The organism is Burkholderia sp. AU45274 (assembly GCF_030482505.1).
In the GTDB taxonomy this organism is placed as follows: Bacteria; Pseudomonadota; Gammaproteobacteria; order Burkholderiales; family Burkholderiaceae; genus Burkholderia.
In genome coordinates this window covers 758,193-774,428 of sequence record NZ_JAUJQE010000001.1, presented here as the reverse complement: position 1 = coordinate 774,428, position 16,236 = coordinate 758,193, and the positions used below count along the sequence as shown (strand labels likewise).

General features: G+C 66.9%; 15 protein-coding genes and 1 tRNA gene. 6 read left to right on the top strand and 10 right to left on the bottom strand.

Features of this window, described 5'->3' with window-relative positions; genetic code table 11:
* Position 1: 1 nt before the first annotated feature.
* The 5 genes from QZM35_RS03545 to QZM35_RS03525 all read right to left on the bottom strand — a co-directional run bounded on the left by QZM35_RS03545 (position 2) and on the right by QZM35_RS03525 (position 7,227).
* The gene (locus QZM35_RS03545) at positions 2-1,564 is read right to left on the bottom strand and encodes an FAD-binding oxidoreductase (protein WP_301775397.1); all 1,563 of its coding nucleotides are present in this window, start codon (positions 1,562-1,564) and stop codon (positions 2-4) included.
* Positions 1,561-3,240: a glycerol-3-phosphate dehydrogenase/oxidase gene (locus tag QZM35_RS03540; protein WP_089427906.1), complete on the bottom strand. Its 1,680-nt coding sequence runs from the start codon at positions 3,238-3,240 to the stop codon at positions 1,561-1,563. The genes QZM35_RS03545 and QZM35_RS03540 overlap by 4 nt, the downstream gene beginning before the upstream one ends.
* 18 nt (positions 3,241-3,258) lie before the next feature.
* On the bottom strand, positions 3,259-4,800 hold the full coding sequence (locus QZM35_RS03535) for an FGGY family carbohydrate kinase (RefSeq protein WP_301775396.1): 1,542 nt from the start codon (positions 4,798-4,800) through the stop codon (positions 3,259-3,261).
* Entirely contained in the window at positions 4,797-6,260 is a 1,464-nt protein-coding gene (locus QZM35_RS03530; protein WP_301775395.1) for a nitrate/nitrite transporter, read from the bottom strand. Before QZM35_RS03530 ends, QZM35_RS03535 begins: the two co-directional genes overlap by 4 nt.
* 250 nt (positions 6,261-6,510) lie before the next feature.
* Positions 6,511-7,227 (bottom strand): SDR family oxidoreductase, encoded by a 717-nt coding sequence (locus QZM35_RS03525; protein ID WP_089427909.1) that lies wholly within the window; start codon positions 7,225-7,227, stop codon positions 6,511-6,513.
* A gap of 133 nt (positions 7,228-7,360) precedes the next feature.
* On the opposite strand from QZM35_RS03525, the gene QZM35_RS03520 reads away from it, so the two are divergent.
* Complete coding sequence (locus tag QZM35_RS03520) at positions 7,361-8,338, top strand: LysR family transcriptional regulator (RefSeq protein WP_301775812.1); 978 nt, start codon at positions 7,361-7,363, stop codon at positions 8,336-8,338.
* A gap of 8 nt (positions 8,339-8,346) precedes the next feature.
* Here the strand turns inward: QZM35_RS03520 and QZM35_RS03515 are convergent, their stop codons facing one another.
* Positions 8,347-9,084, bottom strand: coding sequence for an SDR family oxidoreductase (locus QZM35_RS03515; RefSeq protein ID WP_301775394.1), 738 nt, complete (start codon positions 9,082-9,084; stop codon positions 8,347-8,349).
* Positions 9,085-9,187: 103 nt separating this feature from the next.
* On the opposite strand from QZM35_RS03515, the gene QZM35_RS03510 reads away from it, so the two are divergent.
* Positions 9,188-10,144, top strand: coding sequence for a LysR family transcriptional regulator (locus tag QZM35_RS03510; protein ID WP_089427912.1), 957 nt, complete (start codon positions 9,188-9,190; stop codon positions 10,142-10,144).
* 142 nt (positions 10,145-10,286) lie between these two features.
* Positions 10,287-11,675 carry a nucleobase:cation symporter-2 family protein gene (locus tag QZM35_RS03505; protein WP_089427913.1) on the top strand — a complete coding sequence of 463 codons (1,389 nt, stop codon included), beginning with the start codon at positions 10,287-10,289 and terminating at the stop codon, positions 11,673-11,675.
* A gap of 132 nt (positions 11,676-11,807) precedes the next feature.
* On the opposite strand, the gene QZM35_RS03500 is transcribed toward QZM35_RS03505, so the two are convergent.
* A complete protein-coding gene (locus QZM35_RS03500) occupies positions 11,808-12,770 on the bottom strand; it encodes a LysR family transcriptional regulator (protein WP_301775393.1) in 963 nt (320 codons plus the stop codon).
* Positions 12,771-12,823: 53 nt separating this feature from the next.
* On the opposite strand from QZM35_RS03500, the gene QZM35_RS03495 reads away from it, so the two are divergent.
* From QZM35_RS03495 to QZM35_RS03485, 3 genes are all read left to right on the top strand, one after another.
* Entirely contained in the window at positions 12,824-13,543 is a 720-nt protein-coding gene (locus QZM35_RS03495; RefSeq protein WP_089432414.1) for an SDR family oxidoreductase, read from the top strand.
* A gap of 158 nt (positions 13,544-13,701) precedes the next feature.
* A complete protein-coding gene (locus QZM35_RS03490; protein ID WP_089427915.1) occupies positions 13,702-14,109 on the top strand; it encodes a VOC family protein in 408 nt (135 codons plus the stop codon).
* Between the two features lie 210 nt (positions 14,110-14,319).
* A complete protein-coding gene (locus QZM35_RS03485) occupies positions 14,320-14,745 on the top strand; it encodes an NUDIX hydrolase (protein ID WP_301775392.1) in 426 nt (141 codons plus the stop codon).
* A gap of 77 nt (positions 14,746-14,822) precedes the next feature.
* Here QZM35_RS03485 and QZM35_RS03480 read toward each other — a convergent pair whose 3' ends face one another.
* The 3 genes from QZM35_RS03480 to QZM35_RS03470 all read right to left on the bottom strand — a co-directional run bounded on the left by QZM35_RS03480 (position 14,823) and on the right by QZM35_RS03470 (position 16,231).
* The gene (locus QZM35_RS03480) at positions 14,823-15,035 is read right to left on the bottom strand and encodes a hypothetical protein (RefSeq protein ID WP_089427917.1); all 213 of its coding nucleotides are present in this window, start codon (positions 15,033-15,035) and stop codon (positions 14,823-14,825) included.
* Between the two features lie 288 nt (positions 15,036-15,323).
* Positions 15,324-16,079 (bottom strand): Fic family protein, encoded by a 756-nt coding sequence (locus QZM35_RS03475; RefSeq protein WP_089427918.1) that lies wholly within the window; start codon positions 16,077-16,079, stop codon positions 15,324-15,326.
* A gap of 56 nt (positions 16,080-16,135) precedes the next feature.
* Positions 16,136-16,231 (bottom strand) — tRNA-Sec (locus QZM35_RS03470).
* Positions 16,232-16,236: the final 5 nt, after the last annotated feature.

Here is a 16,236-nt window from a genome sequence, read left to right as displayed (position 1 = left end):
TTTACCGGTCGACTCGCGGGCCGGTCTCGTCGCCGAGGCCGAGCTTGCCGGGGTTGAGAATATGTTTCGGATCGAGCGCGCGCTTCACCGTCTGCAGCACCGGGAATGCCGAGCCCAGCGAATCGCGCAGGTACGGCGAACGCAGCAGCCCGACGCCGTGGTGATGACTCAACGTCGCATTGTATTGGATCAGCACCGCGTTCGCCGCGTCCCACGCCGCGCGGTACCACGCGGCCCGCTCGGCCACCGCGACATCGCCGCGCAACGAGAAATACAGGCACGCGCCGTCCGCGTAGGCATGCGACTGGTGCGCGGATCCGGCCAGCGTTCCGGGCACGGCCTGCAGCGCGGCCACCACGTCGCGATAGATCGCCGCGAGGTCGCGCCAGCGGCCGCACATCTCCAGCGTGTCGGCGACGAAGCCCGGGCTGCGCTTGAAGCCTTCCGCGCTCTTGCCGGTCAGGTAGCGCGTGTCGAGCCACTTCTCGAAGATCGCGTCGCCGTCGAGCCTGCGTCCGCTTTCCTCGCAGGTGCGCGCGCTGACCGCCATCACCGCGTCGACGATCTCCTGCGTGCCTTCGTCGGCGATCAACAGCACGTTCGTATCGGGCAGGCCGAACTGCACGCCGCTTTCCAGTTCGTCGTAGAGCCGCAGTGCGGCCGGGTTCGCGCCGCGCTGCAGGATCTCGCGGCACGCGTCGAGGCCGGCCGCGAACGTGTCGAAGCCGTACGCGATCGCGCGGCCGTAGTCGGGCAGCCGATGCAGCTTCAGGCGCGCGCGCACGATGATGCCGAGCGTGCCTTCGCTGCCGATGAACAGTTGCTGCAGATCCGGGCCGACCGCCGCGCGTGAATGGCCGCCGAGCGTGACCAGGCTGCCGTCCGCGAGTACCACGTCCATCCCGAACACCATGTCCTCGATCTTGCCGTAGCGCGTCGACAGCTGCCCCGCACCGCGGCACGCGATCCAGCCGCCCACCGTGCTGATCCCGAACGACGACGGCCAGTGCCCCATCGTCAGCCCGTGTTCGCGCTGCAGCGTTTCCTCGAACACGTCGCCGAACATCCCCGCCTCGACGTCGACGATCTGGCTCTCGGTGTCGACGCCGATCAGCCGGTTCAGCCCGCACACATCGAGCACGATGCCGCCGCGCACCGGCAGCGCCGCGCCCGTCACGTTGCTGCGGCCGGCCGACGCCGTCACCGGAATCGTCGCCGCATGCGCGATGCGCATTACGGCCTGCACCTGCTCGACCGTCGACACGCGCACGACGACCGCGTGCGGCGTCGCCGGCCGGCCACCCGTCTCGGCGACCATCGACGCGGCCCACCAGTCGCGCGTCCACGCGATGACGTCGGCCGGCTGCGCCAGCACCTCGTCGGCCACCGCCCGCAGCGCATCGACCTGCTGCGGCGACACCGTGACCGGGGCCCGCTGCATGCCGGCCTCGACCGGCGCGCTGCCTGCCGCCGGCAGGTTCAGCGAGTATGGCGGCGGCGTGTGCGCGCCGACGACGTAGTTGCCGCGGTTGTAGCCGCGCTTGATGGCTTCCTTGCTGATCATCCGTTATCTCCCATGAGGATGGATTTTTCGAGGGCGACGGCGGCGACGTAGTCGCGCACCTGGCTGGCGACGGCCGCATCGGACAGGCCGAGCTCCGCCTTGAGGATTGCTCCGACGCGCGGTGCCGCGCGCGCTGACGCATCGCGCGCCATCAGCCGCGCGCGGGTGCGCCGCGACAGCACGTCATCGACGCTGCGCGCGAATTCGTGACGCACCGCGTAGAGCACTTCCGCTTCGCTGTAAGGCAACCCTTCGACGATCGGCGCGAGCAGCGACGGCGCCGCATCGGCGAGGTCGCCGACGAAGCGCGCCTCGGTGCCGTAGCGTTCGCCGAGATGCGCGGCGAGCCCGCCCGAGGCGACGATCGCCTGCGGGTCATAGCCGGCCGCGCCGAGCAGGTATGCCGATTTCGTGCGGCAGCGCGTGCGGCGGCCGAGCAGCTTGCCGACCGTATCGATCGTCTGCTCGGCCATGTGCCGCGACGTCGTCAGCTTGCCGCCGACGATCGTCACGAGCCCGTCGGGCGCGACGTGGATCTCGTGATTGCGCTTCATCTCGATCGTCTTGCCGCCGGGCGGCCCGACGAGCGGCCGGCAGCCGGCGATGCTGCCCACCACGTCGTCCGCATTCAGGTCGACTTTCAACGCGGAACGCGCGCCTTCGAGCAGGAAATCGAGTTCCTGCCGCGTGCAATGCACGTCGTCGAGATCGCCGTCGTAGTCTTCGTCGGTCGTGCCGAGATACGACACGTTGCCCCAGCGCGTGATCGTCGCACGGCGGTTGCGGCCCGGCACGGGGATCGTCACCGTGCAGTCGTTGCGGATCTTCAGCCACGGGATCGCGACGTGCACGCCCTTCGCGGGCCGCACCTGCAACGCGGCCGTGTCGCCCTTGCGCGCGCCGGTCCAGTCGCGCAGCCAGACGCCCGTCGCCATCACGACCACGCGCGCACGCACGCGCCGCTCGCGGCCGTCGGCATGCACGATCGCGCCGTCGACCTTGCCGTGGCCATCGCGCGTCAGCTCGACCACGCGCGCATGGTTCGCCACGGCCGCACCGTGAAACGCGGCCGTGCGCACGAGGTTCAGCGTCAGGCGCGCATCGTCGACGCGCGCATCGAAGTACAGGAAGCCGCCGGTCAGGTACGTTTCGTTGAAGGTCGGGCAATGCGAGAGGACCTCGGCCTTCGTCAGCTTCTGGTGCAGGATGCCCTCGCGCCAGCCGCCGGCGATGTCGTAGGTCCACAGCAGGCTTTCGAAGGCTTTCGCGAGACGCGCGTCGAACACGCCTTCGCGCTCCATCACCGGGAACAGGAACGGCAGCCGCTGCACGAGATGGCGGGCGTTGCGCCGCAGCCGCTGCCGCTCGAGCAGCGAATGACGCACGAGCCCGAGATTGCCCTGTTCGATGTAGCGCAGCCCGCCGTGCACCATCTTCGACGATTTCGACGACGTGCCCGATGCGAAATCGCTCTTCTCGACGAGCGCGACGCGCAGCCCGCGCAGGCTCGCGTCGAACGCCGCATACGCGCCCGTCACGCCGCCCCCGACGATCAGCACGTCGAACGTGTCCGTCTCGAGTCGCGCCAGGTGGTCGTCGCGGTTCACGCGCAGCGGCTCGGTGCCCGTCATGCCGGCCCGGTCCGTCTGGGGTTTTCTGGATGGCAAAAACATCATGCTGGTCGTTCTCCGTGCTCACGCATGAGCGAAATCGGCCGCATGCGCGAGCTCGGATGCGATCCGCGCATGCCAGGCCGCGCGCCGGCGCTGCCGGCTGTCCGCGTCGATCGAGGGTTCGAAAACGGCGTCGGTGACGAGCGTCGCGCGGGCCGCGTCGAGCGAATCCCACAGCAGCCCCGACGCACCCGCGAGAAACGCCGCGCCGCGCAGGCTCGCGCGATCGCCTTCGCGCATCCGCCGCACGGGTACACCGCTCACGTCGGCCTGGATCTGCAGCAGCGTGTCGCTGCCCGCGAGGCCGCCGCCGACGATCAGCTCCGAGACGTCGGCCCGCGCGACGGCCTGGTTGGCCTCCATGCACGACGCGACCGAATGCGCGATGCCTTCGAGCACTGCGTACGCCACCTCGGCCTGCGTCGTCGCGATCGAGATGCCCGACAGCAGTGCACGCGCGTTCGGCTCCATCCGCGGCACGCGCAGGCCGGTGAGCGCCGGCACGAACGTCACGCCGCGCGCCGATTGCACCGTGCCGGCCAGCGCGCTGATCTGCGCGGGATCGTCGAACCAGCGCAGTTTTTCGCAGACCCAGCGCAACGCCGAGCCGGTCGTCGCGACGAAGGTTTCGAGCGAGTAATGCGACACGCCGCCATGCCGCCGCGCCGTCATCGCCAGCGTGCCGTCGTGCGCGTGCCCGGGTTGCGCGTGCGATCCGGCGTCCGGGCGCGCCGTGCCGGTCAGCAAGTCGACGAAGCTGCCGGTGCCGTGCACGCACATCGCCTGGCCGCGCTCGACGCAGCCGAGACCGACGGCGCCCGCGAACTGGTCGCCCGCACACGCGAGGATCGGCACGTCGATACCGAGCAGGTCTTCGCGCGTACGGCCGAACGCGTCGGCATCCTCGCGCAGCGCGGGCAACAACGCGTGCGGAAAGCCCAGCGCGTCGAGCCACGATTCGAAATAGCGATGCTCGCCGAGCAGGTACGCGCTGGCGGAGGTGGCGTTGGTCGGTGTCGTCACGCACTCGCGCGCATCCGACAGGTGCCACAGCAGCCACGTATCGATCGTGCCGAACGCGAGACAGCCGGCGCGATGCGCATCGGCAACGGCCTGCGACGTACGCATCTGGTGCACGGCCCACAGATACGGCGAACGCACGCCTGCCGGCCGGCCGACCTGCGGCACGAGCACGCGATCCCAGTCGGCCGCGAGACGGTCGAGCTCGGTGGCATGACGCGTGTCCTGCCAGACCATCGCGGGCACGAGCGCGCGCCCGGTCCGCGTATCCCACAGCACGGCCGTCGCGCGCTGCGTCGCGAGCGCCAGCGCGACGACGCGTACGCCCAGTCGCTGCGCTTGCGCGAGCGTGGCGCGGCAGACCGCGAGCGTCTTGTCGAGGATGGCATTCGCATCCTGCTCGACGACGCCCGGCCGCGGGCTGTCGACCGACAGCGGCAGGTATTCAAGGCACGACACGTGCCCACTCGCGTCGACAAGCGCGGCACGTGTGCCGGACGTGCCTTCGTCGATGGCGAGAATGACGTTTCGGGAATCGGTCATCGCGGCGTTTTCTCGATGGCGGGGTTCAGGTAGGCCGACGTGACGCGTGCATCGTCGCCGAAGTGCGGCGCGTCGGGTTCGTTGTCGGGATTGATCGTCGTGCGCGTCGGATCCCAGCGGATCGCAAAGCAGATCGCACTCGCGACGCACGGCACGATCGCCAGAATCAGGAACGTGTGTTCGAGGCCGTAGCGCGCACGAAACAGCGGGAAGACCAGCAGGCCGAGCGCCGCGCCGATCGAGCCGAGCGCGCCGACGATGCCGTTCGCACCCGCGCGCAGCTCGCCGCGAAACGACAGCGACGACAGGCTCTTGCCGTTCGCGCCGGGGCCGGCCGAGTGGAACAGGATGAACAGCGACGGCACGACCACCGACAGCCACAGCGGCATGCGCGCATGGAACAGCCCGAGCACGACCAGCATCGCGCACACCGCCGCGAAGCCGATCGCGGACGCGCGCCGCAGGCCGACCCGGCGGCCGACCGTCGACGACGAAAAGCCGCCGACGATCCCGAACAGGTTGAACACGAGCGCGCCGAGCGTCGCGTAGACGAAGTCCTTGCCGAACAGCGCGGCACTGATCAGCGGCAAATACCAGCCGATCGCGAAATACTCGATCGATTGACCGATCTGGACGGTCGCGGCCAGGACCGTGCGTGGCAGGTAGACACCGCGAAAGATCAGCAGCACGTTCGCGAAGCCGCGCGTCGCCGGATTGACGATCGGCGTGCGTTCATGCGCGGGCGCGGCAACGAATGCCTGCCCGTAGATGCGCGTCATCGCGCGGGCCGCGTCGTCGAGACGCTCCTTGCGCGCGAGCCAGATCGGGCTTTCGACGAGGAATGCGCATTGCAGCGCGAGGATCGCAGCGCCGAACACCGCGGTGGCCGCCACCGAGTAACGCCAGATCGAATCGCCGACCTGCCATGCGTGAAACAGCAGCGCGAGCAGCAGGTTCAGGCAGACGGCCGTGTACCACATGCCCTGCCACGTATTGAGCCGGCTCTTCAGGCGGCCCGGCGTGAATTCCGCGAGCATCGCCATCGCGATCGCGAAATCGATCCCGTACGCCATCCCGACGAAGAAGCGGCCAGCGAGAATCGTGTTGAAATCCGGTGCGAATACCACCAGCAGCGCACCGATCACCGACAGCAGCTTCGCGGCGATCAGTGGCCGCACGCGCCCCCACCGGTCGGCCATCCAGCCGCCGATCGGGTTGAACGCGATCGCGACCCACGACGCAAACGACGTCATCCACGCGACCTGCGCGGCCGACAGATGCAATTCGTGCGTCATCGGCCCGAGGCCGGCGCTCAATGCCGAGTTGGAAAATGCGTCGAGAAACAGCCCGCCGAGCGACAGCCACCAGACGAGTCCCGCCCTGCCCGCGATACCGGGGCGCGTGTCGAGAAAGGAGATGACGTCTTCAATGCCATGAAGCTTGACCGCGATCGTTTGCACAATCGGCCTCCGTATATTTGTTCTGTAAGAGGCTCGACATTGCAGATGCGATCGACGCATGGAGAGACCATCTTACAGATAGTCTCTTATCTAGATCTGCCGGGGCAATTTACGGCGCCGGACGCGGGCATGTCAAGCGCATCCGGTTGTGCGACGCAGCGATTCTAGTTGCGCTCGCAACCATATCGGTAGTTTCCCGGGGACGGTGAATCCGCTCGTGGCGGCCGCGCCTTCCGGTGTCAGTTCGCGGTCACCACGGCACCGTCCGCCCCAGATAGTCGAGATACTCGAGCCCCGGGCGCACGCGCTTTGCGATCAGCACGTCGACGAGACTCGGCACGCTTTCCTCGATCGTCAGGCGCGCATCCGGCCCACCGAGTTCCGTGCGGACCCAGCCGGGCGCCATCAGCACCATCGCACGCCGCGTATCGGCCTGGCGCACCGCGAAGCTGCGCATGAACTGGTTCAGTGCGGCCTTGCTGCCGCGATAGACCTCGCGCATCCCGCTGACGTTGTTCGCGACGCTGCCCTGCCCCGACGACATCGCACCGATCAGGCCATCGTCGGTCACGAGATCCTGCAGCGTCTCGATCACACGCATCGGCGCCAGCGCATTCGTGATCATCACGCGCACGAACTCGTCGGTCGTCACTTCGCCGATCGTTTCGGTGGGCTCGTTCGTCGTGCCCGCGTTCACGAACAGCATGTCGAAGCGCCGGCCCGCCAGCCGCTCGCGCAGCGCGGCCAGTTGCACCGGTTCGCAAATGTCGAGCGTCTCGATGTCGAGCCGGCCGTCGAACCGGTCGGCGAGTTCGTGCAGCTTCGTGCGTCCCGATCCTGCGCGCACGGTGCCCGTTACGCGCCAGCCTTTGTCCAGGAACGCCTCCGCCATCGCGAGCCCGAGGCCGCGCGAGGCCGCGACGAGCAGGAGCGCAGGGACGTTTCGGTTCGATTCAGTGGATTGCATGGTTTCCGCCTTTGCCGGGTTTCGTCATGCAGCCACTATAGGTGTGCACCACGACAGGCGCCAGACGCACCCGATTCAACTTGTAGTTGCATCCAACGCCATGTCAAATCGCACGGAAGCGTATCCTGTCGCCATGGAAGACATCGACCTGAACCTCGTCACCGCGCTCGACGTGCTGCTGTCGGAAGGCAGCGTGACCGGCGCCGCGCGCCGGCTTGGCCTGAGCACATCGGCAATGAGCCGCACGCTCACGCGGCTGCGGATGGCCACCGCCGATCCGTTGCTCGTGCGCGCCGGGCGCAAGCTCGTGCCGACACCGCACGCCGCCGCGTTGCGCGACCGCGTGCATGCGATCGCCAGCGATGCGCGCGCGGTGCTGCGGCCGGCGACGGCCGACGTGGACATGGCGACGCACGCCTCCACGTTCACCGTCCGCGCGGCCGCCTCGTTCATGGAAATGCTGTCCGGCCCGGTGGTCGCCGCACTCGGCGAAATCGCGCCGCAGGTGCGCATCCGCTTCGTCCCGAAGCCCGACCGCGATCCGCAAGCGTTGCGCGACGGCACCGTCGACCTGGAAATCGGCAAACGCGGCGACGATGCCCCCGAGTTGCACACCCGCATGCTGTTTCACGACTGGCACGTCGCCGTGGCGCGCGCCGGGCACCCGCTGTTCGCATCGGGCCGGATCACGCCCGCGCGCTATGCGGCCTGCCGTCACGTGATCGCGTCGCAGCTGGGCGATTTCGGCGGTCCGGCTGACGACTCGACCAACAAGGCCGGCTCGAACCACTCCGTACAGGTCGTCGTACCGGGCTACCCCGATGCGATGCGGGTCGCGGCCAGCACCGACCTGATCGCGCTCGTGCCGCGCTCGAGCCTCGGCAACGCGTTCTCGCCGGGGCTCACGGAAGCCCTCAGGCTGCGCAGCTTCGAGATCCCGGTGCGCCTGCCCGAGATCCTCGTGTCCGCGCTGTGGCATCCGCGCATGCACGGCGACCCCGTGCACCGTCGCCTGCGCGATGCGGTCATCGCCGTCTGCCAGCGCGCGTATCCGGACGGCCGCGCGCCGCGCCCACCGGCACGTCGCACCGGCACGCGCGCGGCAGGCTGAGGCACGGCTCAGACCAGCCGCCCGCCACCATCGATGTGCAGGATCTCGCCATTCATGAAGCCGTTGCCCAGCAGGAACGCGATCGCTTCCCCCACTTCATCGGCGCGCCCGACGCGGCCGCCGGGCAATGCCGCCGCCGCGCCCGCGAGGATCGCATCGCGCGCTTCCGGACCGAACGCGTCGTAAAGCGGCGTCTCGACGAAGCCGGGCGCGACGACGTTCACACGAATCGGCTTCAGCTCCAGCGCGAGCGACTGCGCCAGCGCCTCGACCCCGCGCACGGCGGCGGCAATGACCGACGTGCCCTGCGCGGCCGGACGATCCGACAGTTGCCCGCCGGTCAGCACGATCGAGCCGGTCGCGGGCATCAGCGGCAACGCAGCGCGGATCGCGTAGACCGGCCCGGCGATACGCTCCTGCCACGCGGCGAGCAGGAGATCGGGATCGGTCTCGTTCAGCTTGCCGGCAATGAACCGGCCGGCCGTGACGACCAGGTGATCGACGCGCGTGATCGTGTCGAATACGGCCTGCACGGCATGGCGGTCCGCGATGTCGGCCACCGCGACGCGCGCGCCGCCGATCGCCTGTGCGGCGGATTCGAGTTTCGCGCGGGCCCGGCCGACCAGCGTGACACTGGCGCCTTTTGCCTTCGCGGCGGCCGCAGCCTCGAGGCCGATTCCGGAACTCCCGCCGAATACCACGACGTGCGCACCGTCCAGTGCCGAAGATTGCGTTGCCTCGTTCATGTCGACTCCTCATCAGGGATTGAAGGTTCGCGAACGTTAGGTCATTCTCCATTGCGCAGGAATATGGGAGACTTGAATAAGGGTCATGCCATAAAGGAATGAGATGGATTCGCTGCGATCCATGCGCGTGTTCGTCCGCGCGATCGAGCTCGGCAATTTCTCGGCGGTCGCGCGGGAGGAAGGTACCGGCCAGCCGACGATCAGCAAGATCGTCGCCGCATTCGAGAAGGAACTGGGCGTTCGCCTGCTCGAACGCTCGACCACGAGCCTCGCGCCCACCGACGAAGGCCGCCGGTTCTACGATCGCTGCAAGCGCGTGATCGACGAATACGCGAGCGCGGTGGCCGAGGTGCGCGGGCAAACGGTGCGGCCGGTCGGCAAGCTGGTCGTCAATGCGCCGCTGGGGCTGGGCGAGCTGAGACTGAACGCGCTCGTGCTCGAATTCCTCGCCGCGTGGCCGGAGATCGAGGTCGAGCTCCAATTGACCGACCGCGTGATCGACCTCGTCGAAGAAGGCGTCGATGTCGCCATTCGCCTCGGCCAGCTGCTGCCGCCGGATGCCGTGGCGCGCCACATCGCGTCGTCGCCGCGCCTGCTGGTCGCCACGCCGGCGTACGTGGCGCGGGCGCCGAAGCTCCGCCGGCCGGACGACCTCGCGAAGCACGAGTATGTCGGCTACGCGCGCGCGGACATCGGCAACGAACTGGCCTTCGCGCGCGGCGACGAGCAAGTCGTCGTTCCGGTGCGCGGCCGGTATCGCGTGAACAGTTCGATGGCGCTGCGGGAATGCTTCCTGGCCGGGAACGCGGTGGGCAGCGGGCCGGCGTGGCTCGTTCAGGACCTGATCGACAGCGGCCAGCTCGTCCGGTTGCTGCCGAAGTGGGACATGGTGCCACCGCATGCGCTGCACCTCGTCTATGCGTCGCGCCGGTATCTGCCGCTGCGGACCCGCACGTTCCTGCAGTTCATGGAGCAGCGGATTCCCGAGCTGCCCGGGTTCCATGCGATTACCGCCCCGACCCGCACCCCGACCGCGCCCGCACCGCGGCGGGCCCGCTAGTCGACGCTCGCCGCGGCCACGGCCGGCCCGGGCACCGATCCGCCACCGTTTTCCCGATCCGCCGAATCCCCGCTATTGCAGCGGTGCCGGCGGGCCGTTCGGCTAAAATGCCGCACTTTCCACCTTGTCCGGCCCGCTCGCCATGCAACCCGCCTCCCCCGCCCAACCCGCCGCCCACGGCGCCGACGCCGCAGATTCGGCCCGCGACCTCGTCTACGGCCCGAACGACCGGCCGGCGCCGATGGTCGCCTTCGTCGCCGCGCTGCAGCACCTGCTGGCGATCATCGTGCCGATCGTCACGCCCGGCCTGCTGATCTGCCAGGCGCTTGGCGTGTCCAGCCGCGATACGACCCTGATCGTGTCGATGTCGCTGGTGATTTCCGGCATCGCCACCTTCGTCCAGTGCAAGCGCTTCGGCCCGCTGGGCGCCGGCCTGCTGATCGTCCAGGGCACGAGCTTCAACTTCGTCGGCCCGCTGATCGCCGGCGGCAGCCTGATGGTCAAGCAAGGCACGCCGGTCGAGACCGTGATGGCCGCGATCTTCGGCGTCGTGATTGCCGGGTCGTTCGTCGAGATGGGCGTGTCGCGCATCCTGCCGTTCGTGAAGCGCCTGATCACGCCGCTCGTCACCGGCATCGTCGTGCTGCTGATCGGCCTCACGCTGATCAAGGTCGGCCTGATCAGCATGGGCGGCGGCTACGGCGCGATGGCCAAGGGCACCTTCGCGAGCGCGGAGAACCTGACGCTGTCCGGCCTCGTGCTCGGCACGATCATCCTGCTGAACCGCGTGCCGATCGTGTGGGTGCGCAGCACCGCGCTCGTCATCGCACTCGTGATCGGCTATCTCGCGGCCGCGTTCCTCGGCCGCCTCGATTTCACCGGCATGCACCAGGCCGCGCTGTTCCAGGTCCCGACGCCGCTGCACTTCGGCATCGGCTTCTCGTGGGCGCTGTTCGTGCCGATGCTGATCATCTACCTCGTCACGTCGCTCGAGGCGATCGGCGACGTCACGGCCACCAGCAAGATCTCGAACGAGCCGGTCGAAGGCCCGGTGTGGATGCAACGGATCAAGGGCGGCGTGCTCGTGAACGGCGCGAACTCGCTGCTGGCCGGCGTGTTCAACACGTTCCCGAGCTCGGTGTTCGCGCAGAACAACGGCGTGATCCAGATCACCGGCGTCGCCAGCCGCTACGTCGGCATCTGGATCGCGGGGATGCTCGTGGTGCTCGGCCTGTTCCCGGTCGTCGCCGGCGTGCTGCAGGCCGTGCCGGAGCCCGTGCTCGGCGGCGCGGCGATGGTGATGTTCGGCGCGGTGGCCGCATCGGGCATCAACATCCTCGCGGGCGTCCATCTCGATCGTCGCGCACTGCTGATCATCGCGGTGTCGCTCGCGCTCGGCCTCGGCGTGTCGCAAGTGCCGGACATCCTCAACAGCCTGCCGCACGCGCTGAAGAACGTGCTGGAATCGGGCGTGGCAACGGGCGGCATCTGCGCGCTCGTGATGAACTGGTTCCTGCCGGAAAAGAAGTAACGGCGCGACGCCTGACCGGCGCCCCCCGCAAGCCGCGCTCCCGGTGCATCGGGCGCGCGGCTTTTTTCATGGCGGACGAGTATGTCCCGTCCGCGTTGCCCGGGATCGGCGCGCCACGCACGCGCCAATCACTCAGTTCATGCGGGCCGCCTGCTCCGTCAATCCGATGAGCCAGCGCAGGCCGCTATCCCCCTGATGCGCGGTCTTCCACAACGCACTGACCTGATGCATCGGCGTATCGAACGGCAACGGGCTGATGCGCAAGCCCAGGCTACGGCTCCAGATCCGGGCGATATAGTCGGGCACCGTCACCAGCACCGGATTGTCGCGCGCGATGAAAGGCTGGGTCGCAAAGTGAGGATTGGAAAATATCACGCGCCGTTGCTTGCCCAGCGACGCCAGCCGCTCGTCGATGAATCCATGCAGCTCGCCCTTGAACGAAGTCAGCGCATGCGGATACGCCAGAAACTCGCGCAAGCTCAGCGATTCGCCTCGCGGCCGGATCAGCTTCGGGTTGTAGAGGCAGACAAAGCGCCAGTCGAGCAGAATGCGCTGCTGTTGCCATGGCGCGCACTCGTTGAACACCCCCAACGCAATCTCGATCTCGTTTCGTTCAAACATGCTGGAGACGCGGTGGCAGTCGGTATCCAGGGAGATGAGCTTCACGCCCGGCGCCTCGGCGGAAAGCATCTTCAACAACGCGGGAAACAACGTGACCGCTATCGCTTCTGACACACCGATGCGGAAGGTCCGGCTGGCGTTTCGGGCATCGAACGGTTGCCCCGCCCGCATGGTCTCGTGAAGACCGATCAGCAGCGCGTCGATCTGCCGGGAAAGCTCCAGCGCGCGTGGGGGCGGCTCCATGCCCGACCGGCCGCGCACGAACAACTCGTCGCCAAACGCCGCCCGGAGTCGTTTCAGCGCCCCGCTCACCGCGGGCTGACCAAGAAACAACCGCTCCGCCGCACGCGTGACGTGGCGCTCCTGCATGAGTGCATGGAAGACGAGCAGCAGATTGAGATCGAATCGACGAAGATCATTCTCAATGATGGAAGTCATCATCGCAAACAATTGGAGTGATAGTCGGTCAAGCATGCATGCTATCTCCAGGCGCTGCAACAACCGTAGCGCAAACACCAGGGAAGGCAATGCACAACGACACTGGCAGGGTGGTGGTACTGGGCGGCTCGTCCGGCATCGGCCTCGCGACCGTCCGGCGACTGGCCGGCGCCGGCTACGACGTGATCGCCACGGGACGCGATGCGGACAAGTTGCAGGCCGCGACGGCATCGATCGACGGATCGGTGCGTATCGACGCGTTTGACGGGGCACAGCGCGAGCAATTGGAGCGCTTCTTCGCGAGCGCCGGGAGCATCGACCACCTGGTGATCGCATTGAGTGGCGGCGACGGAGCCGGCCCTTTCAGGGAACTCGATCTGGGCAGCCTGCGGCGCGGCTTCGACGCGAAGTTCTGGCCACATGTCCAGGCGGCGCAGGCGGCCCTGCCGACCTTGCGCAGCGGGGGCAGCATCACCTTCGTCACCGCCATTTCCGCGCGCGTCGCCAACCCGGGTACCAGCGGCCTGGCCGCGATCAATGCCGCCATCGAGGCAATGGTGCCGGTACTGGCCCGCGAACTGGCGCCAACCCGGGTCAACGCGGTCTCGCCCGGCGTGGTGAAGACGCCGTGGTGGAACGGCCTACCCGACGACGCCCGGCAAGCCTTCTTCGAGCAACACGCAAGCGCATTGCCCGTGGGACGCATCGGCGAGCCCGACGACGTCGCGCAGGCCATCGCCTTCCTGATCGGAAATGGCTACACCACGGGCAGCGTCATCGAGTGCGACGGCGGCCTGCATCTCCTGTGATCGGGAGAAGCGGGTTCAGCCGCCGGCGCCGCGACGTCATGAAAGGCACCCTGCCGTACGAACTGATTGAACGACATCCGGATTGCAACCTCCCGCGCGACCGCAACCCGGGCACGTGACTCGTTGTTTCGACCACAACCCGAAGGAGAAAACCGCCTATGTCCAGGCAACTGTTCATCAACCTGCCGGTGCGGGACCTGTCAAAGGCGACGGCGTTCTACACCGCCATCGGCGCCAGCATGAATCCGCAGTTCAGTGACGACACGAGTTCCTGCATGGTGCTGTCGGACACGCTCTTCGTCATGCTCATGACGCATGAAAAATGGGCGCGCTTCACGAAGAAGCCGATCGTCGATTCCCGGCGCGAAAGCGAGGTCATGCTCGCGCTCAGCGCCGACGATCGCGAGAGCGTGGACAGGCTGACCGACATTGCGGGCGCGCATGGCGGCAAGGCAGACGTCAACGCCCGGCAGGATCTCGGCTTCATGTACGGTCGAAGCTTCGAAGACCCCGACGGACATATCTGGGAAGTGATGTTCGTCGACATGTCCCGCATCGAGGGATAACGTCGCCCGATTCGAAGCGAAGGGCGAGCCATCGCACACTTCATGCCGACGTCCCGCCCCCTGGGCGCGGACGACCGGGCGCCGGCCGGGCACGGATTCGAATCTGCGAAACGCAGCGGCGGCCTGGCCGGAGACGCGACGGTGACGATCGATCGTCAAACCACGTCAGACCCGCTTTGCCGATCGATCCGCGATGGTTAGAATTGCTTCATGCCTCAACCCCCCGCCCCCACCAACGCCCCCGAAGCGAGCACCGTCCCGGTCAAGGAACGTGCGACCATCGTCTGCTACCGCGGTGAGAAAGTCTTGCTCGTTGCCCGTGCGGCGTCGCGCTGGGCCCTTCCCGGCGGCACGATCAAGCGCGGGGAAACGCCGCTCGAAGCCGCACATCGCGAGTTATCCGAAGAAACCGGCATGACCGGCCAGCATCTCGTCTACTCGATGCAGTTCACCGGCCTCGCGAAGATCCATCACGTGTTCTTCGCCGAAGTCGGCCCGGACCAGACGCCGCAAGCGAACAACGAGATCGAGAAATGCAAGTGGTTTCCGATCGACAGCGTCGACGGGTTGCGCGCCAGCATTCCGACGAAGCGCATCGTCGAACTCGTTTATCAACACGAAATCAGCAAGACGTAGCCCGCGACGGACGTGCGTATTCGCGAGCCGGCAAACCGGCCCGGATCATCCTGGGTGGATCAGCAGCACATGAGCGCTCAGTGCGGACGCCTTCTTCGCAACTCGTGTGTGGCATAGACGACCAGGAAGATGCCCAGCATCGCAATACCGGACGCCATGAAGTCGTTCGCGCTTCCCGAGCTTTGCAGGGACGTCGGGAAAATGCCGAGACTCAATCCTGCACCAGCAAGAAGCAGTCCTGCAGCCACGCCCCAGATCGGTCCGGCGGTCTTGTCGATTTTATTTTTCATACAGCACCCGTCTACAGTCATTACCTGAACGGTATCGGCAAGGGACGCCGCGTCTACCTTCAGTGATTCGACTATAGCCCGGAAAAAAATCGCAAACTTTTAGTGCTTTTCCCGATCAAGTTTTGGCGAATGCAATCGCCGGTGCTGTCGTGCAACTACACGTTGATTGAAGCGCGTCGGGTCGACAAGATGAAACGGGGTGGCGGAAGGCAGCAGGAGTTGAAGTAACCGGCCCGGACACGACGCCTCAGTGATCGAACCAGCCTGAGAGGTGTTCGGAATGGCCCGTTACGTGCGCAATCCAAGCACGCCGAGGTAGGCGTCGAGCGAGCGCTGCACTGACTCGGCCACCAGGCGCGTGATGCCGCTGTAGTCGCCGGTCGTGCACGCCTCGTCCAGCGTATCGTAGTAAGCCAGCCGGTCTTCCTTGCGAATGACCGCTGGCGGATAGCCAGACTTCATCAGTTCGAAATTGAGTAGCAGCCGCCCCGTTCTTCCATTGCCGTCGACAAACGGATGGATTTTCACAAACCGCGTATGCAGTTCGGCAGCCCGCGCCACCGGATGCATTGCTCCCGCCTGCGTATCCCAATCGATGAGCGCGGCCATTTCAGCCGGCAAATGCAGGAAATCCGGGGGCGTCGTGCTTGCGCCTGCGATCACGACGTTCTCCCGGCGATATCTGCCGGCCTCGCCGTCGTCGATCCCCTTCAATACCAGCCCGTGGATATTCCGGATCTGCCATTCGGACAGCGTCTCCTGCTTGCCGACGATTTCTTCGACATAGAGAATCGCGTCGCGATGATTGGTGGCCTCGAAATGCTCGCGCAGCGACTTTCCGCCGACCGTAATGCCTTCGAGTACGACCTTCGTTTCCCGCAACGTCAGCGTGTTGCCTTCGATCGCATTCGAATGATAAGTCCACTCCAGCATCAGCTTTTCGCGCAAAGACGCCAGCGTGTGCGGCGGAAGCGGACGCGCCGCGTCCAGCTTTGCCTTGTCGGCATCGACGGCTTCCAGCAGAAGCGATACGGACGAATCCATGAAATCACCAAAATCGACCAATGCGCGCCATTTTACTCCGCGTCGGGAATGGCGAATGGCGGAAGGCAGCAGGAGTCGAACCTACCCGGGAGTGTCTGACACCCCCAACTGGATTTGAAGTCCAGCCGTACCACCGGATACGAATGCCTTCCGTGGG

What these genes read in the sequence shown, in the direction of transcription:
- QZM35_RS03545 (WP_301775397.1), bottom strand. Translation starts at nt 1,564, where the DNA reads ATGATCAGCAAGGAAGCCATCAAGCGCGGCTACAACCGCGGCAACTAC.
- QZM35_RS03540 (WP_089427906.1), bottom strand. Translation starts at nt 3,240, where the DNA reads ATGATGTTTTTGCCATCCAGAAAACCCCAGACGGACCGGGCCGGCATG.
- QZM35_RS03535 (WP_301775396.1), bottom strand. Translation starts at nt 4,800, where the DNA reads ATGACCGATTCCCGAAACGTCATTCTCGCCATCGACGAAGGCACGTCC.
- QZM35_RS03525 (WP_089427909.1), bottom strand. Translation starts at nt 7,227, where the DNA reads ATGCAATCCACTGAATCGAACCGAAACGTCCCTGCGCTCCTGCTCGTC.
- QZM35_RS03520 (WP_301775812.1), top strand. Translation starts at nt 7,361, where the DNA reads ATGGAAGACATCGACCTGAACCTCGTCACCGCGCTCGACGTGCTGCTG.
- QZM35_RS03515 (WP_301775394.1), bottom strand. Translation starts at nt 9,084, where the DNA reads ATGAACGAGGCAACGCAATCTTCGGCACTGGACGGTGCGCACGTCGTG.
- QZM35_RS03510 (WP_089427912.1), top strand. Translation starts at nt 9,188, where the DNA reads ATGGATTCGCTGCGATCCATGCGCGTGTTCGTCCGCGCGATCGAGCTC.
- QZM35_RS03505 (WP_089427913.1), top strand. Translation starts at nt 10,287, where the DNA reads ATGCAACCCGCCTCCCCCGCCCAACCCGCCGCCCACGGCGCCGACGCC.
- QZM35_RS03500 (WP_301775393.1), bottom strand. Translation starts at nt 12,770, where the DNA reads ATGCTTGACCGACTATCACTCCAATTGTTTGCGATGATGACTTCCATC.
- QZM35_RS03495 (WP_089432414.1), top strand. Translation starts at nt 12,824, where the DNA reads ATGCACAACGACACTGGCAGGGTGGTGGTACTGGGCGGCTCGTCCGGC.
- QZM35_RS03490 (WP_089427915.1), top strand. Translation starts at nt 13,702, where the DNA reads ATGTCCAGGCAACTGTTCATCAACCTGCCGGTGCGGGACCTGTCAAAG.
- QZM35_RS03485 (WP_301775392.1), top strand. Translation starts at nt 14,320, where the DNA reads ATGCCTCAACCCCCCGCCCCCACCAACGCCCCCGAAGCGAGCACCGTC.
- QZM35_RS03480 (WP_089427917.1), bottom strand. Translation starts at nt 15,035, where the DNA reads ATGAAAAATAAAATCGACAAGACCGCCGGACCGATCTGGGGCGTGGCT.
- QZM35_RS03475 (WP_089427918.1), bottom strand. Translation starts at nt 16,079, where the DNA reads ATGGATTCGTCCGTATCGCTTCTGCTGGAAGCCGTCGATGCCGACAAG.